This is a genomic window from Klebsiella ornithinolytica (assembly GCF_030505655.1).
Lineage (GTDB): Bacteria > Pseudomonadota > Gammaproteobacteria > Enterobacterales > Enterobacteriaceae > Klebsiella > Klebsiella ornithinolytica.
Genome location: NZ_CP130153.1, coordinates 3,229,465 through 3,254,625, shown reverse-complemented (window position 1 = coordinate 3,254,625; position 25,161 = coordinate 3,229,465). Strand labels below are relative to the sequence as shown.

At 55.9% G+C, this 25,161-nt stretch carries 24 protein-coding genes, 2 pseudogenes, 1 riboswitch and 1 other annotated feature; of the genes and pseudogenes, 7 read left to right on the top strand and 19 right to left on the bottom strand.

Annotated features, from left to right (window positions below):
• Positions 1 to 30: 30 nt before the first annotated feature.
• Positions 31 to 270, top strand: coding sequence for a cell division activator CedA (gene cedA, locus Q1L34_RS15565; protein WP_004860939.1), 240 nt, complete (start codon positions 31 to 33; stop codon positions 268 to 270).
• A 63-nt stretch (positions 271 to 333) separates the two neighbouring features.
• Here the strand turns inward: cedA and Q1L34_RS15560 are convergent, their stop codons facing one another.
• The 4 genes from Q1L34_RS15560 to hxpB form a co-directional block, all read right to left on the bottom strand.
• Positions 334 to 1,725: an L-cystine transporter gene (locus Q1L34_RS15560; RefSeq protein WP_004860941.1), complete on the bottom strand. Its 1,392-nt coding sequence runs from the start codon at positions 1,723 to 1,725 to the stop codon at positions 334 to 336.
• A gap of 131 nt (positions 1,726 to 1,856) precedes the next feature.
• Positions 1,857 to 2,447, bottom strand: a complete 591-nt coding sequence (locus tag Q1L34_RS15555) for a metal-dependent hydrolase (RefSeq protein ID WP_004860944.1) — start codon at positions 2,445 to 2,447, stop codon at positions 1,857 to 1,859.
• A gap of 91 nt (positions 2,448 to 2,538) precedes the next feature.
• Positions 2,539 to 3,300, bottom strand: coding sequence for a 2-dehydro-3-deoxy-D-gluconate 5-dehydrogenase KduD (gene kduD / locus Q1L34_RS15550; RefSeq protein WP_044350896.1), 762 nt, complete (start codon positions 3,298 to 3,300; stop codon positions 2,539 to 2,541).
• 127 nt (positions 3,301 to 3,427) lie between these two features.
• Positions 3,428 to 4,114 (bottom strand): hexitol phosphatase HxpB, encoded by a 687-nt coding sequence (gene hxpB, locus Q1L34_RS15545; RefSeq protein ID WP_004860949.1) that lies wholly within the window; start codon positions 4,112 to 4,114, stop codon positions 3,428 to 3,430.
• Between the two features lie 133 nt (positions 4,115 to 4,247).
• On the opposite strand from hxpB, the gene Q1L34_RS15540 reads away from it, so the two are divergent.
• Positions 4,248 to 4,784, top strand: coding sequence for a YniB family protein (locus tag Q1L34_RS15540; protein WP_004860952.1), 537 nt, complete (start codon positions 4,248 to 4,250; stop codon positions 4,782 to 4,784).
• A gap of 28 nt (positions 4,785 to 4,812) precedes the next feature.
• Here the strand turns inward: Q1L34_RS15540 and yciA are convergent, their stop codons facing one another.
• From yciA to Q1L34_RS15510, 6 genes are all read right to left on the bottom strand, one after another.
• Positions 4,813 to 5,211, bottom strand: a complete 399-nt coding sequence (yciA, locus tag Q1L34_RS15535) for an acyl-CoA thioester hydrolase YciA (RefSeq protein ID WP_004860955.1) — start codon at positions 5,209 to 5,211, stop codon at positions 4,813 to 4,815.
• Positions 5,212 to 5,310: 99 nt separating this feature from the next.
• Positions 5,311 to 7,494 carry a TonB-dependent siderophore receptor gene (locus tag Q1L34_RS15530; RefSeq protein ID WP_004860958.1) on the bottom strand — a complete coding sequence of 728 codons (2,184 nt, stop codon included), beginning with the start codon at positions 7,492 to 7,494 and terminating at the stop codon, positions 5,311 to 5,313.
• 214 nt (positions 7,495 to 7,708) lie between these two features.
• Complete coding sequence (locus tag Q1L34_RS15525) at positions 7,709 to 9,031, bottom strand: voltage-gated chloride channel family protein (protein ID WP_327204143.1); 1,323 nt, start codon at positions 9,029 to 9,031, stop codon at positions 7,709 to 7,711.
• Positions 9,032 to 9,110: 79 nt separating this feature from the next.
• Positions 9,111 to 9,172: riboswitch (Fluoride riboswitch) on the bottom strand.
• Between the two features lie 184 nt (positions 9,173 to 9,356).
• A complete protein-coding gene (locus Q1L34_RS15520) occupies positions 9,357 to 9,896 on the bottom strand; it encodes a septation protein A (RefSeq protein WP_004860967.1) in 540 nt (179 codons plus the stop codon).
• A gap of 52 nt (positions 9,897 to 9,948) precedes the next feature.
• Positions 9,949 to 10,692 (bottom strand): YciC family protein, encoded by a 744-nt coding sequence (locus tag Q1L34_RS15515; protein ID WP_004860970.1) that lies wholly within the window; start codon positions 10,690 to 10,692, stop codon positions 9,949 to 9,951.
• A 25-nt stretch (positions 10,693 to 10,717) separates the two neighbouring features.
• Entirely contained in the window at positions 10,718 to 11,131 is a 414-nt protein-coding gene (locus tag Q1L34_RS15510; protein ID WP_004860973.1) for a YkgJ family cysteine cluster protein, read from the bottom strand.
• Between the two features lie 271 nt (positions 11,132 to 11,402).
• Here Q1L34_RS15510 and ompW point away from each other — a divergent pair, with 271 nt between their 5' ends.
• Complete coding sequence (gene ompW / locus Q1L34_RS15505; protein WP_015584581.1) at positions 11,403 to 12,038, top strand: outer membrane protein OmpW; 636 nt, start codon at positions 11,403 to 11,405, stop codon at positions 12,036 to 12,038.
• Positions 12,039 to 12,357: 319 nt separating this feature from the next.
• Here the strand turns inward: ompW and Q1L34_RS15500 are convergent, their stop codons facing one another.
• Complete coding sequence (locus Q1L34_RS15500; protein ID WP_155117242.1) at positions 12,358 to 12,531, bottom strand: hypothetical protein; 174 nt, start codon at positions 12,529 to 12,531, stop codon at positions 12,358 to 12,360.
• Between the two features lie 555 nt (positions 12,532 to 13,086).
• Between Q1L34_RS15500 and Q1L34_RS15495 the strand changes: the two are divergent.
• Positions 13,087 to 13,255, top strand: a pseudogene (locus Q1L34_RS15495) (ISL3 family transposase); the annotation flags it as partial.
• 185 nt (positions 13,256 to 13,440) lie between these two features.
• Here Q1L34_RS15495 and Q1L34_RS15490 read toward each other — a convergent pair.
• Positions 13,441 to 14,556 carry a nickel/cobalt efflux protein RcnA gene (locus tag Q1L34_RS15490; RefSeq protein WP_004860978.1) on the bottom strand — a complete coding sequence of 372 codons (1,116 nt, stop codon included), beginning with the start codon at positions 14,554 to 14,556 and terminating at the stop codon, positions 13,441 to 13,443.
• 119 nt (positions 14,557 to 14,675) lie between these two features.
• On the opposite strand from Q1L34_RS15490, the gene rcnR reads away from it, so the two are divergent.
• Positions 14,676 to 14,948: a Ni(II)/Co(II)-binding transcriptional repressor RcnR gene (gene rcnR, locus Q1L34_RS15485; RefSeq protein WP_004860981.1), complete on the top strand. Its 273-nt coding sequence runs from the start codon at positions 14,676 to 14,678 to the stop codon at positions 14,946 to 14,948.
• Between the two features lie 89 nt (positions 14,949 to 15,037).
• Here rcnR and Q1L34_RS15480 read toward each other — a convergent pair whose 3' ends face one another.
• Positions 15,038 to 15,739: an SDR family NAD(P)-dependent oxidoreductase gene (locus Q1L34_RS15480; RefSeq protein WP_151333762.1), complete on the bottom strand. Its 702-nt coding sequence runs from the start codon at positions 15,737 to 15,739 to the stop codon at positions 15,038 to 15,040.
• A gap of 120 nt (positions 15,740 to 15,859) precedes the next feature.
• On the opposite strand from Q1L34_RS15480, the pseudogene Q1L34_RS15475 reads away from it, so the two are divergent.
• Positions 15,860 to 16,752, top strand: a pseudogene (locus tag Q1L34_RS15475) (LysR family transcriptional regulator).
• A 164-nt stretch (positions 16,753 to 16,916) separates the two neighbouring features.
• Here Q1L34_RS15475 and Q1L34_RS15470 read toward each other — a convergent pair.
• Positions 16,917 to 17,864, bottom strand: a complete 948-nt coding sequence (locus tag Q1L34_RS15470; protein ID WP_327204142.1) for a quinone oxidoreductase family protein — start codon at positions 17,862 to 17,864, stop codon at positions 16,917 to 16,919.
• Between the two features lie 75 nt (positions 17,865 to 17,939).
• On the opposite strand from Q1L34_RS15470, the gene Q1L34_RS15465 reads away from it, so the two are divergent.
• Positions 17,940 to 18,395, top strand: coding sequence for a MarR family winged helix-turn-helix transcriptional regulator (locus Q1L34_RS15465; RefSeq protein WP_032717281.1), 456 nt, complete (start codon positions 17,940 to 17,942; stop codon positions 18,393 to 18,395).
• 34 nt (positions 18,396 to 18,429) lie between these two features.
• Here Q1L34_RS15465 and trpA read toward each other — a convergent pair whose 3' ends face one another.
• Genes trpA through Q1L34_RS15440 form a run of 5 tightly spaced genes read right to left on the bottom strand, consistent with a single transcriptional unit; the run spans position 18,430 to position 24,961 of the window.
• Positions 18,430 to 19,239 (bottom strand): tryptophan synthase subunit alpha, encoded by an 810-nt coding sequence (trpA, locus tag Q1L34_RS15460; protein ID WP_032724694.1) that lies wholly within the window; start codon positions 19,237 to 19,239, stop codon positions 18,430 to 18,432.
• Positions 19,239 to 20,432, bottom strand: coding sequence for a tryptophan synthase subunit beta (gene trpB, locus Q1L34_RS15455; RefSeq protein WP_004860995.1), 1,194 nt, complete (start codon positions 20,430 to 20,432; stop codon positions 19,239 to 19,241). Before trpB ends, trpA begins: the two co-directional genes overlap by 1 nt.
• A 9-nt stretch (positions 20,433 to 20,441) precedes the next feature.
• Complete coding sequence (gene trpCF / locus Q1L34_RS15450; protein ID WP_327204141.1) at positions 20,442 to 21,800, bottom strand: bifunctional indole-3-glycerol-phosphate synthase TrpC/phosphoribosylanthranilate isomerase TrpF; 1,359 nt, start codon at positions 21,798 to 21,800, stop codon at positions 20,442 to 20,444.
• 3 nt (positions 21,801 to 21,803) lie between these two features.
• Positions 21,804 to 23,399, bottom strand: coding sequence for a bifunctional anthranilate synthase glutamate amidotransferase component TrpG/anthranilate phosphoribosyltransferase TrpD (gene trpD / locus Q1L34_RS15445; protein WP_004860999.1), 1,596 nt, complete (start codon positions 23,397 to 23,399; stop codon positions 21,804 to 21,806).
• Positions 23,399 to 24,961, bottom strand: a complete 1,563-nt coding sequence (locus Q1L34_RS15440) for an anthranilate synthase component 1 (RefSeq protein WP_004861001.1) — start codon at positions 24,959 to 24,961, stop codon at positions 23,399 to 23,401. Before Q1L34_RS15440 ends, trpD begins: the two co-directional genes overlap by 1 nt.
• A gap of 34 nt (positions 24,962 to 24,995) precedes the next feature.
• Positions 24,996 to 25,091: a sequence feature (Trp leader region), on the bottom strand.
• Between the last annotated feature and the right edge of the window lie 70 nt (positions 25,092 to 25,161).

The window sequence follows — 25,161 nt, the reverse complement described above, 5'->3', positions numbered from 1 at the left end:
TTCCCGCTTTGTTTAGTGAATCTATTGGTTATGAAAACACTTCGCCAACAAAACCGCCCTGTCATTAGCTACGTGCCTCGGGTGGAGCCCGCCCCTCCGGAACACGCCGTCAAAATGGACGGTTTTCGCGATGTGTGGCTGTTGCGCGGCAAGTATGTCGCCTTTGTGCTGATGGGCGAACATTTCCGCCGCTCGCCAGCGTTTAGCGTTCCGGAAGCGGCGCAGCGCTGGGCCATGCAGATGCGCCAGGAAGGCGAAATCACCTCATGAGAGGGTAGCGAGAAATAAAAAAAACCGCAGATGGCTATCTGCGGTTTTTTTGTGCCTGTTGGCTTAGCGATGCGCCAGTTCGGCGTCTTCTTCGCTGTCGAGAATCGTTTTGTCGGTCTGGCGCAGCCATTGGCTGGTCAGGGTACCGGCCGTCATTGAGCCGTTCACGTTCAATGCCGTACGGCCCATGTCGATCAGCGGTTCGACGGAAATAAGCAGCGCCACCAGAGTCACCGGCAGGCCCATGGCCGGCAGGACGATCAGCGCCGCGAACGTTGCGCCGCCGCCGACTCCTGCAACCCCTGCGGAGCTCACGGTGACGATGCCGACCAGCGTGGCGATCCACAGCGGATCAAACGGGTTGATACCGACAGTCGGGGCCACCATGACGGCCAGCATCGCCGGGTAGAGACCCGCACAACCGTTCTGACCGATGGTTGCGCCAAAGGAGGCTGAGAAGCTGGCAATGGATTCCGGTACGCCCAGGCGACGGGTTTGCGCTTCGACATTCAGCGGAATCGACGCGGCGCTGGAGCGGCTGGTGAAGGCGAACGTCAGGACCGGCCACACCTTGCGGAAATATTTCAGCGGGCTCACGCCGTTAATCGCCAGCAGCAGACCGTGAACCACAAACATAATGCCGAGGCCAATATAGGAGGCAATCACGAAGCTACCGAGCTTGATGATGTCCTGCAGATTGGAACCGGCCACCACTTTGGTCATCAGCGCCAGCACGCCGTACGGCGTTAACTGCATCACCAGACGTACCAGCTTCATCACCCAGCTCTGCAGGGTGTCGATCGCGGTCAGGACGCGCTGGCCCTTTTCAACGTCATCTTTCAACAGCTTCAGCGCGGCGACGCCGAGGAAGGCGGAGAAGATAACGATGCTAATGATCGAGGTCGGGTTCGCACCGGTCAGATCGGCAAACGGGTTCTTCGGTACAAAAGAGAGGATCAGCTGCGGTACGCTCAGGTCAGCGACTTTACCGACATAGTTGCTCTGAATCGCATTCAGACGCGCGGTTTCCGCGCTGCCCTGCACCAGACCTTCGGCGCTCAGGCCGAACAGGTTGGTCACCAGCACGCCGACCAGCGCCGCAATCAGCGTGGTGAACAGCAGGGTACCGATACTCAGGAAGCTGATTTTCCCCAGCTGCGAGGCATTATGCAGGCGAGCAACGGCGCTGAGAATAGAAGCGAAAACCAGCGGCATGACGATCATCTGCAGCAGCTGGACATAGCCATTGCCGACGATATTGAACCATTGAATGGAGTCTTTCAGCACCTGGCTGTCGGAACCATAAATCAACTGCAGCGCCAGGCCGAACACCACGCCAATGACGAGGCCGAGCAGTACTTTTTTGGCGAGGCTCCACTGTTTGTGGCGGGTTTGCCCCAGCGCAAACAGCAAAACCGCGAACACGATAACGTTCGCTATTAATGGAAAATTCATCCCCGTTCTCCTGATAGGTTTTTATCTGGCTGGTCTGTTACCAGCTCTAATGGCGCAAGGTTAGCAGAAGAGGAATTCATTACTTATATTCAAATGGAATGGGTTATAACTATTTTGACTGTTTTGCCTGTTTATCGTCCGGTCTGGTGACTAATAAAACGATTAAAGGTGATCTGCAGTGAATTAATCATCCCCGAAGACCAGCGCACGGCGCTGTTCTCAGCGAAAGTTTGCGGCATCCATACGGCATAAACGAACAGCGCCATGCACAGCGCCCGCTCCAGCTGGTTGCCTTTTCGCGGCGCGAGGATCGGCAGGCGGAAGCGCCAGCGGCAGGGCCACAGTAGCGGTACGCCCGCCGGGGTGAGCATATCGGCAAGAATATGGCTGAGATAGCCAAGCACCAGTCCCTGCACGGCATCGGCGGGCACGAACCAGCTTTCCGGCACTTTCAGATAAAACAGCGTGATTGCGCCAAAAACCGCCAGCAGGCTATGGGTGAACCCGCGGTGGCCAAAGGCGCGGGCGACGGGCTTCGATATCCAGCTTAGCCGCTGCCCGAGAAATGACTTCGGATGATCGATATCCGGCAGCAGGCAGGTCAGTACCGCTGAGGGAACAATATGCCACCAGTCACCCTGTGCCAGAACGGGGGTTAATTCCGCATTTTTCGCAAATACCGCACAGGCGATAGAAAAGAAGAGATGGCCTTCCGCCGTCATGATAAAAACCCTAAACTGTCAATTCATACAGTATAGGGTTTTTATACAGTGTGTGAAAGAGGTGACGGTGTAACTCTTTGTCACAAAATTATTAACGCGCCAGCCAGCCGCCATCAACCGCCAGCGTATATCCATTGATGTAATCCGCTGCCTGCGACGCCAGGAACACGACCGGGCCCTGTAAATCATCCGGGACGCCCCAGCGCCCGGCCGGGATACGGTCGAGGATCTCTTTACTGCGATCGGCATCATCGCGTAACTGCCGGGTATTATCGGTGGCCATGTACCCGGGGGCGATGGCATTGACGTTGATATTCTGTCCGGCCCATTCGTTGGCCATCAGGCGGGTTAAACCGAGCACGCCGCTTTTTGAGGCAGTATACGAGGGGACGCGAATCCCGCCCTGGAACGAGAGCATGGACGCGATGTTAATGATCTTTCCGCCGCTGCCCTGGCGAATAAACTGCCTGGCGACCGCCTGCGATAAAAAGAATACCGACTTGAGGTTGAGATTGAGGACGTCGTCCCACTCTTTTTCGCTAAAGGTGAGCGCATCGGCGCGGCGTATCGTACCGGCGTTATTAACCAGAATGTCCACCCGGCCCATGGCGGAGACGGCTTTCGCGACGATGTCGGCGATGGCATCCTGGCGGCTGAGGTCAGCCTGAATGGCGGTAAATCGACGTCCCAGCGCCAGCACCTGTTCGGCCGTTTGCTGTGGGATCTTACGATTGACGCCGACGATATCGCAGCCGGCCTGGGCAAGGGCCAGCGTCATTCCCTGGCCCAGCCCGGTGTCACATCCCGTCACGATAGCGACCTTACCCGTCAGGTCGAAGGCGTTAAGTACCATATGCACCTCTGTATGCTGATTTATGCGTTTAACCACGCCGTTTTTTCAAGCATAGAGGGTGCTGAGCGGAAAAACAATTAAAAATGAAACATCGTTTTATTTTTGTGATTGTTCAACCGCTGGGCGCCTACCGCTGGCCGGAAAGCAGGCCGCAGAGATCGGTGGCGGTGAGTGACTCCAGCGTCGTGAGCTTAACGTCTGCCAGCACAAAACGCGGATCGTGACGATTTTCCTCGGCCGGAACGACGATAGAGCGCATGCGGGCTGCCTTACTGGCGATCATTCCGTTGACCGAATCTTCCAGCGCGACGCAGGCCATTGGGTCCACGCCCAGGCTGGCGGCACAGTTGAGATAGACCTGAGGATGGGGCTTGCTGTACGGCAGCGATTCGGCAGAGGAGAGGGCGTCAAACTGCTCGCGCAGCTCGAACATGGTGAGGACCTTTTCCAGCATCCGCAGCGGCGAGGCCGATGCGAGGCCAACCTTTAACCCTTGTGCCTTACATAAGGCGACGGCTTCTCGTACGCCGGGTAACAGAGGGCGGGAGGCCTCAACCAGCTCAATCGCGCGGCTGATAATCCGCGCGGTGACTTCAGCACGGTCCGCGCCTTTCCATGGCTGCTGGGCAAACCACAGATCCACCACTAAATCGATGCGCAACCCCAGCATATCGGGCAGCTCATCGCGGCGGCTGATATCGACGCCGAGGCTTTCAATAACCTCCAGCTCCGCCTGATCCCATAGCGGTTCGGAATCAATCAGTAATCCATCCATATCGAAAATAGCGGCATGAATTTGTCGCCTGGCTGACATAAGTCCTTCTCCTGTAGCGCAAGTAGATAACGAATTTGTCCTCATGGTATATCATACCGCGCATTATTGGGCGAAATTCGCCGGTGAGGGTAGACTTAGACGGTGATGAAGGCGTCTTAAACAAGGGGAATCCATGACGTATCAACAAGCTGGACGCATTGCAGTGCTTAAACGTATTTTAGGGTGGGTTATTTTTATACCCGCGGTGATTTCAACGCTGATTTCGGTACTGAAGTTTATGTATGAACACAGCGAAAAAAAACCGGGCATTGATGCGGTGCTGATGGATTTTGCGCACGTCATGATTGAAATGATGCGTTTTAATACCCCGTTCCTTAACTTTTTCTGGTACAACTCGCCGCTGCCGGATTTTAAACACAGCCTGAATATTGGCTTCTGGATTATCTATATTCTGGTGTTTGTTGGCATGGCGCTGCAGGCGTCAGGCGCGCGCATGAGCCGCCAGGCGAAGTTCCTGCGTGAAGGGGTGGAAGATCAGCTGATTCTTGAACAGGCTAAGGGGCCGGAAGGGCTCACGCGTGAGCAAATTGCGGAGCGTATTGTGGTACCCCGGCATACGATTCTGGTGCAGTACTTCCCGCTGTATATCCTGCCGGTGATCATGATTGTTCTCGGCTATGTGTTCTTCTCGCTGCTCGGATTCTTGTAAAAATGGCCCGGCACGCCGGGCACTTTTTTTATTCGCCAGGTATCGCGCGTGGCTTGCCCTGATTGTCGACCGCCACATAGATAAACAGGGCTTCCGTGGCTTTATAACGTTGGCCAATCGGCTCAGACGACACTTTCTTCACCCAGACTTCGATGTTGATGGTGATCGAGGTGTTGCCGCGTTTCACGCAGCGTGCGTAGCAGCACACCACGTCGCCCACGGCCACCGGCCGTAAAAAGGTCATTCCGTCAACGCGCACGGTCACTACGCGACCCTGCGCAATCTCTTTGGCCATGATCGCGCCGCCGATATCCATCTGCGACATCAACCAGCCGCCAAAAATATCGCCATTGGCGTTCGTGTCTGCTGGCATTGCCAGGGTGCGTAAAACCATTTCGCCCTTCGGGGTGAGATCTGTTGTTGTCATTCTGTACTCTGTGCTGGTCAAAGAAGATCAGCGCGATGCTACTATGAAAATGGCAGGGAGAAAACAGGGGAATACGCCCGCGGCTGCGGGCGTGGGCATTCAGAATGAGAGGGTGACGCCAGCGTAATAGGCGCGTCCGGGTTCGTTATAGGTCGAAGCGCCCGCGTTTTCGCGATAAATTTGCTTATCGAACAGGTTGCTGATGCCGGCATTCAGGCGAAGATCTTTCAGCAGCTGGTAGTTCGCACCGATACCGACAACGGAATAGGCACCGATTTCATTCGTGGCGAGCGTGCCGGTCTCGTTGCGGATCTCCGCATACTGACGCGGTTTCTGCCGGCCGTACATCGTCCAGTTGACGTTCGCCGAAAGCTTGCTGTTGACCTGCCAGTCCAGCATGGTGTTAATCGTATATTTCGGGATCACCGACAGCGGATTACCGGTATCTTTGTTCTCCGATTTGATCATATAGGTCGCATTGGTTCGCCAGTCCAGCGTATCGGCCACAATCGGGATGAGTAGGGTACCTTCCAGCCCTTCGACGATCGCTTTGCCGCCGTTTTGCCATTGCAGGATATTGTTGCCGCTCGAGGTATAGCCCAGCACATCGGTACCGGAGACGATTTTGTTTTTATAATCGTTACGGAACCACGTTACGCCTGCGTTATAGCCGTTGAGGTTAAATTCAAGGCCGAGCTCTTTATTGATGCTGATTTCCGGATCGAGGTCCGGGTTACCGAGCAGGTAGCAGCTGCCGTTGCTGATGGTGTTCGGGCAGCCGTTGCCGCGGGTCGACAGCAGATAGCCTTCGCTGGACTGGTACAGGTTTGGCGCCTTGAAGACACGCGCAATGCCGGCTTTGACTTTGAACATCTCACCAAGCTCCTGCGCCAGGTTCAGGCTTGGGCTCCAGTTACTGCCAAATTCATTGTGGTAGTCGAAACGCAGTCCGGGGATGATATTGGTGCCCGGCGTTGCCTCAATATTATCTTCCAGGTAGAGACCCGTGAGGGTAGCGCTGTTGGTGGTGCTGCGCTGGGAGGCCTCGCCAGAGGTGCCAGGGATGGTCTCGCCAGTAACGTTGGTTGCCTGCATGGAGGCCGGGTCGTTGAGTTCATCGCGGTTCCACTCCATCCCGAGGGTCAGGGTCTGGTCGGCCAGCCAGTGGAAGGGGAGATTCAGCTCGCCGGTTGAACGCCAGGATTCGAGGCGGCTGGTGGCGTACTCATTGCTGTTGATCATCCCCTCCACGCGGCCGGTAGAACCTTCCTGCAGACGCGTGTTATTGGTTTTCTCGTAATAGACTCCGGCTTTGGACTGGCCCCAGTCCCAGATTCCGTTATAGGTCAGCCCCCAGGACTGGCGATACAGACGGTTGGTTTCGTGGCCATACAGCTCGCTGACCAGGCCATCGGGGCTGAGGTTACCGTTGCTGTATTGGGTATCGCCGGCGTAAATATTGCCCTGGCGGCTATAGGCGTAGTTAAAATCGACAATCTGCTGTGGCGTCAGTTTCCATGACAGCAGGGCGTTGATGTCCTTGTTGCGCACCCCTTCGCGACCGGCGGCGTACGAACCATTTTGGGCATGGTTAATGTCCCAGGCGTCAGCATCGGTTTTATTGATGTTACCGTACAGACGCATGGTCAGCGCATCGCCGGCCAACGGTCCGTTGAGGCTAAAGTTGGCGCGATTCGTCGCCCCCTCTTTGTTGTTTTCCGGCTGGTTGGTATAAAACGATAGCGAGCCATGCCAGTCGTTAGTGGGGCGTTTAGTAATGATATTGACCACGCCGCCGGCGGCACCGGATCCGTAGCGGGCTGCTGCCGGGCCGCGCAGAACTTCAATGCGTTCGACCATCTCCGGTGGCACCCAGTTGCTATCCCCGCGGGTATCACGTTCGCCGCGCCAGCTGTAGCGTACCGAGTTACGGGATGTCACCGGAACGCCATCGATCAGGATAAGGGTGTTCTCCGGCCCCATTCCGCGAATATCGATCTGCCGGTTGTTACCCCGGCTGCCGCTGGCGCTGTTGCCGGTTAAATTGACGCCGGGCATTTTACGAATGATTTCCGACAGATCGTTAACCGGTGGATCGCGGGCAATATCTTCAGCGGTAATAACAGATACCCCCGGCTGCTGCTTGAGTGCTTCCTCAGCCGTGCTGTGTACCACCATTGTTTCGGTATCGCGTTCCGCTTCCTCAGCAAAGGCGTCGGGCGTCAGAAAGCCAGCAAATACCAGCGCGAGTGGCGTAATGGCATAATAGTTTTGCGGTCTCATTGTAAATATCCATATCAAAGCGTTAAAAATTGAGACTGCGAATATCAATGATAATTATTATCATTTCAATGCATGCAAATGAATCTTCATTAAATCCTCACAATTGGCGCAACTTTGCCGGGTTATAGCAGAAAGGTGAATAAACAGGCGGGGTTGACGGCGGCAGCAGGGGATGGGGGTCCGCGCCGCGGGAATGCGGCGCAGAGCGGGCGGCTTACCGGGAAGGATGTTTGTCTTCTTTCGTCTCAGACGCGGCGGGCGTTTGCCGCTGATGCCAGGCCGGAAGCTCCGCCAGACGGATACCGGTCGGTACGACACGGTGTTTTGGGCCGGCAATCCGCTGCGCCCGGTAGATCCCCGTATAGCCAGAGACCAGGTAGGCCACCACGCAGGCCAGCGCGGCATACACGCCGATCTCTGCGCCAAACAGTTCAATGGCCATCAGCGTAGAAGCGACGGGCGTATTGGCCGCGCCGGCAAACAGGGCCACGAAGCCGAGACCTGCGAGGAACCCGACAGGCAGGTGCATCAGCGGTGCTAACGTATTGCCGAGCGTCGCGCCGATGTAGAACAGCGGCGTCACTTCCCCGCCTTTAAAACCGCTTCCCAGCGAGATAACGGTAAAGATCAGCTTGCCACAAAAATCCCACGCTGCCAGCGGATGCAAAAACGCATCGCTGATCTCCGGGATCCCCAGCCCGATATAGCGTTCGCCATGCAGGAGAGAGACGGCCGTCGCAATCACCAGTCCGCCAATAAACGGTCTGAGAGGCGCGTAGGGTAGCTGTTTTTTCATCAGGCTACTCAGCAGATGCGTTGTATCGGCGAAGAGGCGGGCGGCCAGGCCAAAGCAGCATCCGGCAAGGATCACGGCAAGCAGTGTCCAGGCTGAAAGCGCAGGAATGGAGGTGACCAGATAGTGGGTATGCTGTACGCCCCACATCAATCCCACCTGGTCTGCGACGATCGCGGCAAACAGGCAGGGCAGGATCGCCCGGTAGTCCATCCGACCGATCGCCAGCACCTCCAGCGCGAATAATGCCGCGGCGAGCGGTATACCGAACACCGAGGAGAAGCCCGCGCTGATCCCGGTCATCAACACGATACGCCGGCCGTTATTGTTAAGGCGCAGAAGCGCGGTGAATTGATCGGCTATCGAGGCCCCCATTTGTACTGCGGTACCTTCCCGGCCAACCGATGCGCCAAAGAGATGAGAGATGACCGTGCTGATAAAGACCAGCGGCGCCATCCGCAGAGGAATGACCTGAGCGGGGTGATGGATCTCTTCCAGAATGAGATTATTACCGGCCTCGACGCGGCTACCATAGCGGAGATAAACCCATCCGACGCTGAAGCCGGCAACGGGTAACAGCCAAATCATCCAGCGATGGCTTTCGCGGCTGGCCGTTGCCCACTCAAGGGAAAAGAGGAAGGCGGCGGATGCGCTCCCCGCAAGAACGGCAACGATAAAGGCGATAAAAAGCCACTGTCCGAGGAACAAGAGCGTGGTGAGAGGTGAAGTATGAAGCGATCGCATGAACGAATCCTTAGAGGGTTGACCATCCCGGACGCGTTGCCTGCATGATAGATATGCCTGCTCATTCCCGGTCCGGGAATAAAAAGCAGGCATCATTAGCCACATGGCGGTTCAAGGGGGAATGCCATCCCCTGTGAGGCTCATTTTACAAGGTGAAACGCGTCAGCTGAAGCGTTTTCTGCACAAAAGTCGGGACAGGGAAACGGCAAGTCAGGCGATGCTTAAGAGAGATGGTTGCCCATGCTGAAAACGAGAACAAGACGATGAGAGGGGAACATGCCGCGCAAAGAAGGGCGGGGGCAGAAGCGCTACCCCCGCTTCTTAATTAGTGGTTATCGTCCTGCGGCATATGGCGATAGATGTATACGCCGCTCAACAGCGTGAAGACCAGCGTCAGCGCCGTCAGGCCGAAGACCTTGAAGTTGACCCAGATATTCTGCGGCAACCAGAAGGCGATGTAGATATTGGCCAGACCGCAGAGAATAAAAAACAGCGCCCAGGCGAGATTCAGACGCGACCAGACCTGCTGTGGCAGGGTCAGCTCTTTCCCGAGCATGCGTTGAATCAATGGTTTTTTCATCACCCATTGGCTGAACAGCAAAGCGCCGGCAAACAGAGCGTAGATGACCGTGACCTTCCATTTTATAAACTCATCGTTATGGAAGAAAATGGTCAGGCCGCCAAATACGGCAACCAGCACAAAGGTAATCAGCGCCATCTTTTCGACTTTACGATAGCGTACCCAGGTATAGATCAGCACGATAGCGGTGGCGATAATCAGCGCGGTGGTTGCGGCGTAGATATCGTAAAGCTTGTAGAAGGCGAAGAAGACTACCAGCGGTAAAAAATCCAGAAACTGCTTCATACATCGGACCCGTCGTTCAGATAGGGCCGGAAGAGTCCCGGCCCAGGTTAATTTAGTTGCGGATAAGCATATACAGGCGGAACAAATAGATCAGCAACAGCGCAGATATCAGATTGCTGATCGTATTGATTACCACCGCGCCGACGTTCGGCGTCAGTACCGCAAAGCTGGATGCAAACAGCAGCAGGAGTGTTTTCGCCAGCAGCCAGCCAATCACCGCCGGGGCGACCAGACGCATATTGGCCCACACCAGACGCATACTGCTGCGCATGGCGTTAAAAATTCCCAGCTTATCCTGCACCAGCATGACAGGGGCAAAAGCCAGTACGATAGCGAGCAGCACGCCCGGTACCAGCACCAGCATCATCCCCATCTGCACCACAAAGGTGGTGAACAGAATCAGCAGCAGCAGCTTTGGCAGTACCGGCGCAGAAGCGCCGATAGCGCGCAGCGCGCTGACCCGCTGTCCGGCGGAGACCAGCTGAATCATCAGCAGCACGCCGCCGGCAAGAATGGCATTACCCACCAGACCGGAGAAGGTCGATGCGGCCGAGGCGCGCAGCAGGATCTGCTGCTGCTCTGGGGTCATGTTTTGTACCAGCTCAAACAGCCCGGCGCTCCCCGCCAGATTATCCCCTTCGCTCAGAATCGAGAGCTGCTCTTCACTGGGTGAAAAAGCATGGCCAAGGACTACCGTAATTAACGCGCATAACAACGCAATCAGCAAAATGGTGACAAACTGATTACGAAAAAAATTTCCCGTGTCACGGTAGACGGTCTTCGCCGTGATAGACATGCACTCTCCTTGAGTATTGCAGGTGTTAACTAGCCGGCGATTGTACCGCAAATCCCTCGCAGGTAGCAGCCTCTGCCGCTGTCAGGCTAAGTATATCTTTGTAAAGAGGGATGAGCGGCGGCAGGCCGTAGCGGGCGCGGGCCCGGTTGCAGGCTTCGTTTACCTCGCCGCCTTCACCGGACTGGCTGAATTCGCGGCAGGGAGAGGGGCGATGCCGATAAATTGAGCAGTGCACCGATTCACCGATTTCACCTTTGAGGGCGGCGCAGCGGATTTGTCGTTGGTTGGTGCCGCTCATGCAGCGCAGAAAAGGGGTGAGCGGCTCGGTAAGCCTGGTCGGCACAACGCCGCCGGCATCATCGGCTTCCGCCCAGTAGAAAGAGACTCGAAAATACGCACAACAGGCACCGCACGTCATGCACGGGTTGATTTCACTCATGATTACACCTGATAAAAACGCATCAACACAGATTGTCGGCAGATAAATTATCCAGACGCATCGAGGGCGGCAAGAGGCGGGAAAAAATTTTTGCGACTCAAACAGTGAAAATTGATGCGAATGTGAGTTTTTTGGTATCGCCATGAAAGTAAAAATTAATCTGGATCAATAAATGTTAAATCTTACAACTTTATGTGATCCAGAACGGATCAAAGGTAACTCGTTATGGGTATATTGGCCCGCGCTGAATAACCATAATGAGGAAGTGGATATGAAAAAGTTAGCAGCGGTTGGCATTATTTTGAGTACCCTTTCCGGCAGCGTCTGGGCGCATGAAGCCGGGGAGTTCTTTATTCGCGCGGGTTCTGCCACCGTTCGACCGACGGAAGGTTCTGATAACGTATTAGGTAGTCTGGGTGGGTTTAACGTCAGTAATAACACGCAGCTGGGCTTGACCTTCACCTATATGGCGACGGACAACATCGGCGTTGAACTGCTGGCGGCTACGCCATTTCGTCACAAGGTTGGCACCGGCCCGACCGGGACCATCGCCACCGTGCATCAGCTGCCGCCAACGCTGATGGCGCAATGGTACTTTGGCGATGCCCAGAGCAAAGTGCGCCCGTATATCGGGGCAGGTATTAACTACACCACTTTCTTTAATGCAGACTTTAATGACACCGGTAAAAATGCCGGATTGAGCGATCTGAGTCTTAAAGACTCCTGGGGAGCGGCAGGTCAGGTGGGGCTGGATTACCTGATTAACCGCGACTGGTTGCTGAACATGTCGGTGTGGTACATGGATATCGACACCGATGTGAAATTTAAAGCCGGCGGCGTGGACCAGAAAGTCAGTACCCGTATCGACCCGTGGGTGTTTATGTTCTCTGCCGGCTACCGGTTCTGAGTTCCTCTACAAAACTTCTGCAAAACCCTTCTGCAAAGCTGGTCGTTATACGGCCAGTTTTTCCACTCTTTCCCCCGAGAATCACTGTACCTGTCTGGTATGCCCGGGCAGTATTATGCTGTTAGCCTGAATATTGACATCGAGGCGTTCAGAGCGTGATGTATAAACGCCTCGAAGACGCGCTGCAGCGTGACTTGTTGTTATCCAGCGAACGCCGTGACACCTGCATTTCTGAGTCGCAGGGATGACTAAAGCTCACAGTTAACGCTGAGGGCTTTCTACAGGACAAGTTTTCAATAGTGACGACAGAAGAAAAAAACTAGAACTTTTCATTTTTTAATTTTAATAAATAATCATAAACTATTTTTCTATTTGCTTTTCCGGAATCATAAAATTCTTTTAAGGGACAAATGAAAGAGACTTTACCCATCTCTTCTTCCTGAAAGGGTGCTATTGAGTCGGTGCGATAATTTTCACCACTTAAGGCTTTCATGTTAAACTGTTTATTCGAATGTGGTTTGTCTTTGAATTTGTTTATGCCTATAAGAGTGAAGCCATTGATTGTTGAATATGCTATGTACCATGCTTTATTGGAGTAAAAAATTGATTTTTTTAGCTTGAATATATCATGAATGTCGAGTTTTTTTGGGAGTGTATTTTTTTTAAAGCTCGCGCTATGCATGTCTTGATCAGTATAAAATCAATTAAGGTGCTTAATATGACTACTGTAAAGAACAGGATTACTGATATAGATGATAAGTAAAGAAAGGCTTCAACGGCATTATCTGAAAAAGAAATGTATGCTATAGAAAAGGCTAGTATTATCCACATTAAAATACCAAATATAGTTTCTTTTTTATTGTGTGATTTCATTATGCTTCTTATCACATAAACCAGGAAGCTTAATAGAATGGCACCAAAAAATATTAAAGAAAAATCTGGCATGTTGTTTTCCCTACGGTTAAGGTTATTCGATGAGTAACATCATACAGTTGAATGAGCATTATTGTAATACTTATGCTTATAGATAATCGAAGCTGGATGTTATGCGGTTGACGGCATAATGTTCTGGTCTGTAAGACGTGGACTTGCCAGAACAAAAAACGTTATCGGCCATGCATATGTCATGTGGGCGAAGTCGTTTTTACGAAGGACACCGGTATATAAAGGTGATTTCCGATCGAGAAGGGCGAGCGCTGGACTTAACGGATGATCGCTGGCTATATAAGAGCAGCGTGTATCCACGTGCCCGGAGCATAAGGAAAAGTGGCGAGAACCGAGCGGATAAAGGCGGCGAATAAAGCCGCCGGCTATTAATCCGCGGGGTTATGGTCAGTCAGCCTGTTCATCTTCTTGATACTCAGCGGGAAGAAGAGGAACAAGAGGAATAAGATGAACAGGATTAGCGCAGCAGGACGATCCCGCTGTGGATAGCCAGATAGATCCCCATGACGGCAATCAGCAGGCTTGAAAAATAGGGCGCTCTGCGGGCAAGGGTATGAAAGCCGTCCCAGCGTCTGGCGACCTGACGGACGCCGATTGCGGCACCCACCCCCACCGTCACCAGCGTCAGGGCAAGTCCAATACTAAAACTCACCACCAGCGTTGCGCCCAGCGCCAGGGCTTTGATCTGGATACAAATCAACATCACCGTAATGGCTGCGGGACAGGGGATTAATCCGCCGGTCAGGCCAAAAAGTAAAATCTGCCCGTTGGTGACCTCTTTATCGGTGAACCGTTTTTCAATGTCGTGCGCGTGGGCCAGTTCGTGAGCATCCCGGTACTCTGCGGAATTGATATCCAGTCCTTCAAGTTCCGTATGATCGTGCGTATGTTCATGCTCGCAAAATTCCAAATCGTAATCATGGACATGGCCGCGATGTCCCAGCGACAGTCGAACGACAAAATCATGTGGTTCCGGAATGGGGGATGTTGACTGCAGATAGCTGCCGCAATCGACAAAATCAAATGATTGCGTACCAGCGGGCGTTTCTCGCTGCGTCACTAACGAAACAGTACCGGCATCCCACTCTTTACCGCTGAGCGTGCGTATGCGCCAGTGCGGCGGCTGACCTTGTTCAAAAATGGACAGTTCCACTGTGCCATGACCGGTATCAATCAGTTTTGATTCATCATGATGATGCCGTTCGCTCTCCTGTCGGGCGGCCAGCCAGTCTTTTTCTCCCCTCCAGGTTCGGCAGAACATCCAGACGGCGGTGCCGAGAATGATGATGGCAGAAACCAGCTGCAGCCACGGCTCAGCTGATTCTGCGGTAAAGCGGTTACTGATGTACATTCCACCAAAAGCAATCAACCAGACGATGGCGGTGTGTGAAAGAGTGGCTGCGAGCCCGAGCATGGCAGCCTGTCTGGCCGTCCCTTTGATGGCGATGATGAAGGCCGCCATCATCGTTTTTGAATGTCCTGGTTCCAGTCCATGAAGCGCGCCAAGGAGCACCGCGCCAGGAATGAAGAACCAGGCGTTTCCCTGCTGGAGCAGCGTTGTAAAGTCGGTCATGAGTCGAATTCTGGGTCGTGGAGGGTGTCTGGATTCTACTCCCCCCCAGTACCAAATACTACCCCCCAGTAGAATCGTAATGGTATAATCAGCATGATTTTTCCATGGGAGATTGCAGCATGTCGCATACCATCCGCGATCAAAAAAAGCTTAAAGCCCGCACCAACAAGATACAGGGGCAGGTCATTGCGCTGAAAAAAATGCTCGATGAACCGCATGAATGTGCCGCTGTACTCCAACAGATCGCCGCAATACGCGGGGCGGTCAATGGATTAATGCGTGAGGTCATTAAGGGCCATTTGGTCGAGCACATTGTTCATGAAGGGGATGAGGCGAAGCGAGAAACCGATCTGGACGTTGTCCTCAAGGTCCTCGACTCCTATATCAAGTAAGCAGCCGGTCGTGAATCATAAAACCGGCTACATGCCCTGAAACAAGAGTCAGGGACGCCGGGATGGTTGTGCGTCGTCCATTAAACCGATCACCACGGCACGGTTCTTCCTTGATAATCCAGGTACTCCAGACCAGGCCTCTGCTGTTTCGCCAGCAGCACGGTAACCAGATGAGGAATCGTCTCTTCGATACTCAGCGGCGCGTCATCGCCACCCAGCGCGGTTCGAATCCATCCCGGTGCCATCACCACCAGCGGACGTGATGCCGAGCGGGCGGCAAAACTGCGCATAAACATATTCAGCGCTGCTTTGCTGCCGCGATAGAGCTCGCGCTGGCCGCGGAGATTATTGGTCAGGCTACCCTGGCCTGAGGACATCGCGCCCAGCAGCCCCTGCGGCGTCACGTGGTGCTGTAGGCGTTCAAGTACCCGCATTGGCGCAAGGGCATTGGTCAGCATCACCTCAACAAATTCCGCGGTGAAGACTTCGCCAATGGTTTGCGTCGGATCGCGATTGGTGGTTCCCGCATTAACAAACAGCATCGCCAGGCGGTCAGCGGAGAGCTTTGTATCCAGCGCGGCCAGCTGGTCATCATCACACACATCCAGCGTTTCCAGGCGTACCCGATCGGGGTTTTCCTGCGCGAGTTGATGAAGCGGAGTGGTGGATTGAATATCGCGAACGGTGCCGATTACATTCCAGCCATGGCGCAGAAATTCAGCAGCCATCGCGTGGCCGAGGCCGCGTGAAGCGCCGACAATCAGTACGGTAGGGCGAACGGTCGTGGTCATAATAAAACTCCTGAGCAAAGCGTGAGTCCATGACTATAGTCATAGGACATATCAGGCGGAAGGCGCAGCATTTGCAGTAATATGCTGCAGCAGACGCCATGACTGAACCCAGGAACTTAAATGACCGATCCCGATTTCAATTTACTCGTGGCGCTGGATATTTTACTGGCGGAAGAGAGCGTGGCGGGGGCGGCGCGCCGCTCCGGTCTCAGCGCCTCGGCGATGAGCCGCACCCTGACCCGTCTGCGTGAGGTCACCGGTGACCCGTTACTGGTGAGAGCCGGGCGCAAAATGGTCTTAACGCCGCATGCGCAAAACTTAAAAGCGCGAACGCAAAACGTGGTGTCTGAGATGCGTTCGGTGCTCAACAACGCCGCTGCGCCGCTTCATCTTCCGACGCTGGAGCAAACCTTTACTCTGCGTACCAACGAGGGATTTGTTGACGCTTTTGCCCCGGCACTAATTTGCGCCTGCGCGGCGCAGGCGCCGGGAGTGAAGCTTAACTTCGTCGCCAAAAGTGAAAAAGGGCCGCAGTTTCTGCGCGACGGGAGCGTGGATCTGGAGATTGGGGTGCTGAAAAATATGGGACCGGAAATTCGGCTGCAGGCGTTGTTTCGCGATCGTTTTGTTGGCGTAGTGGCTAAAACACATCCGCTGGCGCAGGGAGGACAAATCACTCGCGAGCGTTATGCCGCCTGCGAACATGTGATTGTTTCCCGCCACGGGATGGTGCACGGACCCGTTGATCAGGCGCTGGCGGAATTGGGGCTGAGCCGCAAAATTGCGGCGGTGGTGCCGGGTTTTACCGCTGCGCTGGCGGTTGCCCGAGGCTCGCAGCTGGTGGCGCTGGTCCCGGCCTCTTGCCTGCGTCATGGCCTGCAGGAGGGCATCGTCTGCCGGTCAGCACACCGGAGATTACCGTCTCGCAGATGTGGCATCCGCGTCAGGAGCTTGCCCCCGGTCATGCCTGGCTACGCCAGCAGGTGTTGAGCGTGTGTCGGCCGGTGGCATGATGGCAAAAAAAAAGCCCGCACAAGTGCGGGCGAAAAATACTGGAAGCAATGTGAGCAATGTCGTACCGAATACCTGAGTGTTTTGCTCAACTATTCGGTAATGAGAAAGATAATGGTTCTCATCTAAGATATCAACCCCATCTTTTGTGCGGAAGCGTTTTTTTTTAGCTGAGCAGAAATACGGTCCGTTTCTGGCTGTTATCACGCGGCCATGCGCTCGCTACTTCGCTGAGCGCAAGCGGGGTGGTGGCGATGGTAAAACCACCTGCAACGGCAGCCTGCAGCATTTCACCGGTTGCCGCCAGCAGCTGCGGCATCGACAGGCTACCGATACCACTGCCCATCAGCTGCAGCGGGGCCGCTCTCAGTACCGCGCCGTTGAGCGCAATTTCAGCGCCGGAAAGCGAACCCACCTGGACGTAGCGCACCGGCGCGCTGCCTGGACTGTGTTTCGCCAGCGCCGGCAGCATCAGTTCGGCGCTGCGGCCCCAGAGATAATCCACCACCACATCAACCTGCTGCGCCGCCTGTTCGCTGAATTGTGCCTGTAGCGTCAGATCGTCTGCCGTTAAGTCGATGCAGACGTCGGCGCCGAGGGCGGCCAGCATCTGGGTATTCCGGCCGGTGACGATGATCTTCCTTGCGCCGAGGAAGCGGGCAATCTGTACCGCAAGCTGACCGGCACTGCCGGTTGCGCCGTTGATTAGTACGCTCTCTCCGGCAGCCAGTCCGGCACGCTTTACGAGCGCCGCCCAGGCGGACATGCCAGGATTTGCCATCGCCGCGGCGGTAATATCATCCAGGTTATCTGGTAAAGGCAGGCAGTTCTCGACGGCGACCGGCGCCCACTGCGCCATGCTGCCCCAGGGCGCAGTGGGGAAGGCAAAATAGACCCGCTGCCCATCGGCCAGCGTTCCAACGCCATCAATGCCGACCACAAACGGTAGCCGGCCGTCGAAACTGTAATGCTTACCGGAGGCGCGACCTTTCACCACATGGCTGATGGCGGCGGCATTCACTTTTACCAGGGAGTGACGGGCATCGGCCTGAGGATCGGTAAAATCGGCCCAGACAGGACCCTGTTGCAGATCGAAAACTACGGCTGCTTTCATAATGTTATCTCCTGAAGGCAATTATGTGTAAAATGCACATAATAGATAACGGCACTATACCCGGTTAAAAAATATATGCAAGATGCACATAATAATTACGATATTACCGATTTCCACGGCGCGCTGCTCGATATCATTAGCGTGATGAACCAGCCCGTTCGCGATGAACAGCTGCTTCAGGCCGCGGATGTGCAAATCGATCAAATTCTGTTTCCACTGCTGGTGGCCATCGGACGCTACGGGCCGGTGGGTGTTGTGGAGCTGGCGGATAGTCTGGGGCGCGATTACACCACCGTCAGTCGGCAGGTAAAAAAACTGGAGGCGCAGGGACTGGCGCTCAAACAGCCTAATATCCACGATCGGCGGATCAGCGAAGTCACCTTGAGCGAGCAGGGAAAAACCGTGATTGAACGCATCGCGGTGGCGAGGACACGGCTGATGAATCAGGTACTGGCAGAGTGGAGTGAGGAAGAGGTTGAGGCGCTGTTTCGTCTGACGCGCAAATACGCCGACAGCTTGCAGCGGAAATAACCGCCCGGCACTGGCGCCAGGCGGCGGAGGCAAGTTATGCCGCTTTAGTCGCTGCCTTCAGGCTCTGCACGAATGCTTTGAGCTCGGCCAACATGGTCTGCGGATCGTTAACATTGCGCTCGATAATTTTCACGATCGCTGAACCGGAAATCGCCCCGGCAGCTCCGGCTTCAAGCGCAGCGGTCACCTGCTCCGGCGCGGAGATGCCAAAGCCCTGCAGCGGCGGTGCGGCGTTATATTCGGCCAGCTTTTCCACCAGGTGGTGCAGCGGCAGCGCGGCGCGGTTTTCCGCTCCGGTCACGCCGGCGCGTGACAGCAGGTAGGTATAGCCGCGGCCCCAGGAGGCAATCTGGCGCAGCAGGTCATCATCGGCGTTAGGCGGGCAGATGAAGATCGGCGCGATATTATGGCGCAGCGCCGCCTGGCGGAACGGGGCGGACTCTTCAATCGGGACATCGGCGACCAGCACCGAATCGACGCCCACTCGCTCGCATTGGGCATAAAATTCGTCAATACCCGGGCTGAATACCAGGTTGGCGTACATCAGCAGGCCAATCGGAATAGTCGGGTGTTTGTGGCGAATCGCCGCCAGCATTTCAAAACATTGCGCTGGATTGACACCCGCGGCAAAGGCGCGCAGGGTTGCGCCCTGAATCGTCGGGCCATCCGCCAGCGGATCGGAGAAGGGGATCCCCAGTTCCAGGGCGTCGGCACCGGCTTCAATCAGCGTATCGATGATCTTTAGCGACTGCTCAGGGTTCGGATCGCCGAGGGTGACGAAGGGAACAAACGCGCCTTCCCGGCGGGTTTTCAGTTGTGCAAACAGCGTCTCATAACGTTCCATCAGATTTCCCCTCGCGCTTTCAGAATATCGTGTACGGTGAAGATGTCTTTGTCGCCGCGACCGGACAGGTTAACCACCAGCAGCTGCTCTTTTTCCGGGTTTTCACGCATCATTTTCAGCGCATGTGCCAGAGCGTGAGAGGACTCCAGCGCCGGAATAATCCCTTCATGGCGGGAGAGCGCTTTGAAGGCCTCCAGCGCTTCGTTATCGGTGATCGACACGTAATCGGCGCGGCCGGTACTGTTGAGGAAAGCGTGCTGTGGGCCAACGGACGGGAAATCCAGACCGGCGGAAATGGAGTAGGACTCTTCAATCTGGCCGTCTGCGGTTTGCATCATCGGTGACTTCATACCGAAGTAGATGCCGACGCGACCATGCTTCAGCGGCGCGCCGTGTTCACCGGTTTCAATCCCGTGACCCGCAGGCTCGACGCCGATCAGACCGACGTTGGTTTCATCGATAAAGTCAGCAAACATACCGATAGCGTTGGATCCGCCGCCGACGCAGGCGATGACCGCATCCGGAAGACGTCCTTCTTTTTCAAGAATTTGCGCTTTGGTCTCTTCGCCAATCATGCGCTGGAATTCACGTACGATGGTCGGGAACGGGTGCGGGCCCGCCGCGGTACCGAGCATATAGTGCGCGGTCTCATAGCTGCCAGACCAGTCGCGCAGCGCTTCGTTACAGGCATCTTTCAGCGTGGCGGAACCGCTGTGCACCGGAATCACTTCGGCACCCATTAATCGCATGCGGAACACGTTCGGCGACTGGCGTTCGACGTCTTTTGCGCCCATATAGATGCGGCACTTCAGGCCGAGCAGAGCGCTGGCGAGTGCGGACGCCACGCCGTGCTGACCGGCGCCGGTTTCGGCGATAATTTCGGTTTTACCCATCCGTTTAGCCAGCAGCGCCTGACCCAGCACCTGGTTGGTTTTGTGCGCGCCGCCGTGCAGCAGATCTTCGCGCTTCAGATACAGCGTGGTGCGGGTCCCTTCGGTCAGGTTACGGCATTTAGTCAGCGCCGTTGGACGACCGGCGTAGTTTTTCAGCAGGTCGGTAAATTCCGCCTGAAAGGCAGGATCTTTCTGCGCGCTGACGAACGCTTCTTCCAGCTGGCGCAGGGCGGGCATCAGAATCTGCGGGACGTACATACCGCCAAATTCGCCAAAATAGGGATTAAGTAAAGTGCTCATTATTGCTCCTTAATATGCGCGCAGTGTTTGAAACACCGAAGCCAGTTTGCTGGGATCTTTAATACCCGGCTGCGACTCTACGCCTGAATTGAAATCGAGTCCGGCACAGCCGCTTTTCGCCGCTTCTACACAGTTATCGGCGCCCAGGCCGCCTGCCAGAATGACATTACGCAGGTCCTGGCCCTGCAGCAGCGTCCAGTCGAAACGCTGGCCGCTACCGCCCTGGCCATTATCGAAAACATACTTATCGACATGGGTGAAGTGACGTGAGGGCAGCGTGTCGCTGACGCTGAGGGCTTTCCAGATCTGCACCGACTGCGGAAGGGCCGCACGCAGGGCGTCAATATAGGTCTGATCTTCGCTGCCGTGCAGTTGAATTGCCGCCAGCTGAAGCTGTTCTGCCCGGGCGGCGACCGCCTCGACGGGCGCGTCGCGGAAGACGCCAACGTAGCACAGCGGAGCGGACTGAATAATCTCTTTCGCCTGGGCGTCGTTGACGGCGCGCGGCGAGGAGGGAACAAAAATCAGCCCGCCATAAATTGCGCCGGATTCACAGGCGATCTGTGCATCCTGAGGCCGGGTCAGGCCGCAAACTTTATTCTCGCCGAGCAGCACGCGCTTCACCGCAGCATCGAGATCCGCCTGTTCCATCAAGGCGGAACCGATCAGGAAACCGTTGGCAAAATGGCTGAGTTCGCGCACTTCGGCGTAAGTATGGATACCGGATTCGCTGATCACCGTCACATCATGATCCAGGCGCGGCGCCAGCTGGCGGGTGCGGTTCAGATCAATCGACATATCGCGCAGGTCGCGGTTGTTAATCCCGACCACTTTAGCCTTCAGCGCAATGGCGCGCTCCAGCTCCTCTTCGTTGCTGACTTCAGTCAGCACGCCCATGTTCAGGCTATGGGCCACGGCGGCCAGCTGACGGTAGCTATCGTCATCCAGCACCGACAGCATCAGCAGGCAGGCGTCGGCCTGGTAGTAGCGCGCCAGGTAGATCTGGTAAGGATCGATGGTGAAGTCCTTGCACAGAATCGGCTGCGGCGCGATGGCGCTGACGATCGGCAGAAAGTCGAAGCTGCCCTGGAAATATTTCTCGTCGCACAGGACCGAGATGGCCGAGGCATAATTTTTATAGACGCCGGCGATGGTCGACGGGTCAAAATCCTGGCGAATCAGTCCTTTCGACGGAGACGCTTTTTTGCATTCCAGAATAAACGCGGTGCGCGTACCGGCGAGCGCATCGTAAAAATTACGCTGAGTCGGGACGACGTCGTTCTGAAAACTGGCTAGCGGCTGCTGTTGTTTGCGGGCTTCTACCCAAATCGCTTTGTCGGCAACGATTTTTGCTAAAACGGTCTGCATTATTTACCCTCTTGCCGCTAATGCGGTCACTCTGTCATAGGCCGCTCCGCTGCGCAGCACGTCGATCACCCGCTGAGCGTTGGCCTTCAGGTCTTCATGCCCGTACAGGCGCATCAGCATGGCGACGTTGGCGGCGACGGCGGCTTCGTGAGCGGCTTCACCTTTACCTTGTAGCAAGCGCGTCAGAATGTCACGGTTTTCTTCCGGCGTGCCGCCGGCCAGCTGCTCCTGATGGTAAGGGGTGAGACCAAAGTCATTGGCCGTCAGCTGATAGCTTTTGATTTCCCCGTTATTCAACTCGGCGACCACCGTCGGCGCATGCAGCGACACTTCATCCATCCCGCCGCTGTGAACCACCGCAGCACGCTGGTAGCCCAGCACGCGCAGGGTTTCGGCAATCGGCAGCACCAGTTCCGGGCTGTAGACGCCAATCAGCGCCAGCGGCGGATGCGCCGGGTTAATCAGCGGCCCGAGCACGTTGAACAGCGTGCGGGTTTTCAGCTGCTGGCGAACCGGCATCGCATGGCGGAAACCGGTGTGATACTTCGGCGCAAACAGGAAGCAGACGCCCAGTTCATCCAGCGCGGTGCGAGACTTGTCGGCATTCATATCCAGGTTGATACCGAACGCCGCCAGCAGATCGGAAGAGCCCGACTTGCTCGATACGCTGCGGTTGCCGTGTTTGGCGACTTTCAGTCCGCAGGCCGCGGCCACAAAGGCGCTGGCGGTAGAAATGTTGATGCTGTTGCTGCCGTCGCCTCCGGTACCGACGATATCGGCGAACAGGTAATCCGGGCGCGGGAACGGCGCGGCGTTTTCCAGCAGGGCGGTTGCGGCGCCGGCAATCTCTTGCGGCTGTTCGCCGCGCACTTTCATGCTCACCAGCGCGGCAGCCAGCTGCTCGGGTTTCACCTCGCCACGCACCACCGCAGAGAACAGCAGGTGGCTCTCCTGCTGGCTCAGGGTTTCCGCCTGATACAGCTTCTCGAGGATCGGCTGAATCACGTTGGTCTGCTCGAGTTTCTGCAGCGCCCATGCCAGGGTCTGCTCCAGCAGACGTGCGCCCTGGGTGGTGAGAATCGACTCAGGATGGAACTGGAAGCCGCAAACGCGATCGGCATCATGACGTACCGCCATGACCATCCCGTTAAAGTTGGCGTTGATGGTCAGCCCGGCCGGAATATTGCTGCCCACCAGCGAGTGATAACGCGCCACCGGCAGCGGGTTGGTCAGTCCGGCAAACATCGCCTGGCCATCATGTTCGATGCTGGAGGCTTTGCCGTGGAGGATTTCGCCGGCCTGGCCGACGTAGCCGCCGTAAGCTTCAACAATGGCCTGATGACCGAGGCAGATACCGATGATGGGCAGTTTGCCACGCATCCGGGTCAGCAGCTCCGGCATGCAGCCCGCTTCGCTGGGAGTCCCCGGCCCCGGAGAGAGCATCAGTACCGGATTATCCATCGTACCAATACGCTCAATTAAGGTCTGTGCCGGAACCGAGTTACGGTAAATCACCACGTTATGGCCGTTCGCGCGCAGCTGGTCTGCCAGGTTATAGGTAAAAGAGTCGATATTATCGAGCAGCAGAATGTCGGCCATCAGAAAGTCTCCTTAGCGTGGTGGGCCTGAGCAATTGCGCGCAGCACCGCGCGAGCTTTATTACGGGTTTCATCCGCTTCGGACTGAGGCACCGAATCCAGAACAATACCGGCGCCGGCCTGGACGGTGGCGATGCCGTCCTGCACATAGGCAGAACGAATCACGATGCAGGTATCGAGGTCGCCGTGGGCGGTAAAGTAACCCACCGCGCCGCCGTAGCTGCCGCGGCGTTTGCCTTCGGCGGCGGCGATAAGCTGCATGGCGCGTACTTTCGGCGCGCCGCTCAGGGTGCCCATGTTCATACAGGCGCGATAAGCATGCAGGACGTCGAGGTCGCTACGCAGTTCGCCCACCACGCGGGACACCAGGTGCATCACAAAGGAGTAGCGGTCAACTTTGGTCAGGTCGGCGACGTAGCGACTGCCCGGCGTACAGATTCGCGCGAGGTCGTTACGCGCCAGGTCAACCAGCATCAGATGCTCGGAAAGCTCTTTATGGTCAGTGCGCATTTCCAGTTCGATACGGCTGTCGAGGTCGCGATCCAGCGACCCGTCGGCGCGACGACCGCGTGGGCGGGTGCCGGCAATCGGGTAGATCTCAATCTGGCGGCTGACGGCGTCATATTTCAGCGAGCTCTCTGGCGATGCGCCAAACAGAGAGAAGTCGTTATCCTGCATAAAGAACATGTACGGGCTGGGGTTGCTCTTTTTCAGGACGTCGTAGGCCGCCAGCGCCGACGGGCAGGGCAGAGAGAAGCGACGGGATGGCACCACCTGGAAGATTTCACCTGCGCGAATGGCGCGCTGCATTTTGCGTACCACCGCGCCGTACTCTTCATCGCTCTGATCGCAGTCGCAGGTCATCGATTCGACTTTAGTCACCGGCAGCGGCGCCGGCGGCTCGTTAAGCTGCTGGCGAAGCTGGGCAATCCGCTGTATCAGACGCTGTTTTTCATTTTCCAGCGGGGTGAACAGGCTCGACTGAATGCGGGTGTTTTTGGTCTGATGATCGATAACCAGCAGGGTTTCGGCCAGATAGAAGCAGTAGTCCGGACAGGCGGTGTCGCTTTCCAGCGGCGGCAGATTTTCAAAACCGGCCACCAGGTCATAGGCAAACAGGCCGCCGAAGAACATCGCTTCACGCTCGTCCGGCGGAACGGTGACCAGCTCCTGCAGCAGACGGAAGGCGTCAAAGACGGATAAAGAGCACAGGCGGGCATCTTCATCCAGCAGCGCGCTGACGGGCGGGAAGGTCAGGATCCGGCTATTGGGCTGGCGCTGATTGCCGATGCCCGAAGGCAGAGTATTATCCAGTAAATCCAGCAGGGCCGCGCCGTTAGCAGAAAGCGCCTGCAGGGTGACAGTGTCACCTAATGCGGTAATGCGCAGCGCGCTGTCAACCAGCAGCAGGCTTTTTAAATCGTCTTTGCTGTCGATGTCCGCCGATTCCAGCAGTAGCGTGGCCGGGCGGGCGCCGCACAGCTGGTGAAACAGCGCCGTGGGGTTTTCGCGATAGATGGCGTCGCTGGTGAGAAGCTCGAGTGCCGGTTTTGATGTTTGCATTATTGTTCTCGCCTTTCGGTATAATAATTTGTCCAATAAAAAGCCCGCTCATTGGCGGGCCGGGTATCTGTATGCTGAGTGCAAAACGCGATCACGCCGCCCGATATCAGGAGGTGCGCCACCAGCCGTGCAGAGTGATAAATTGCGTTTTCATCGTGATACCCCTTCATGTGAACTTGCGTACTAGTTAACTAGTCCAG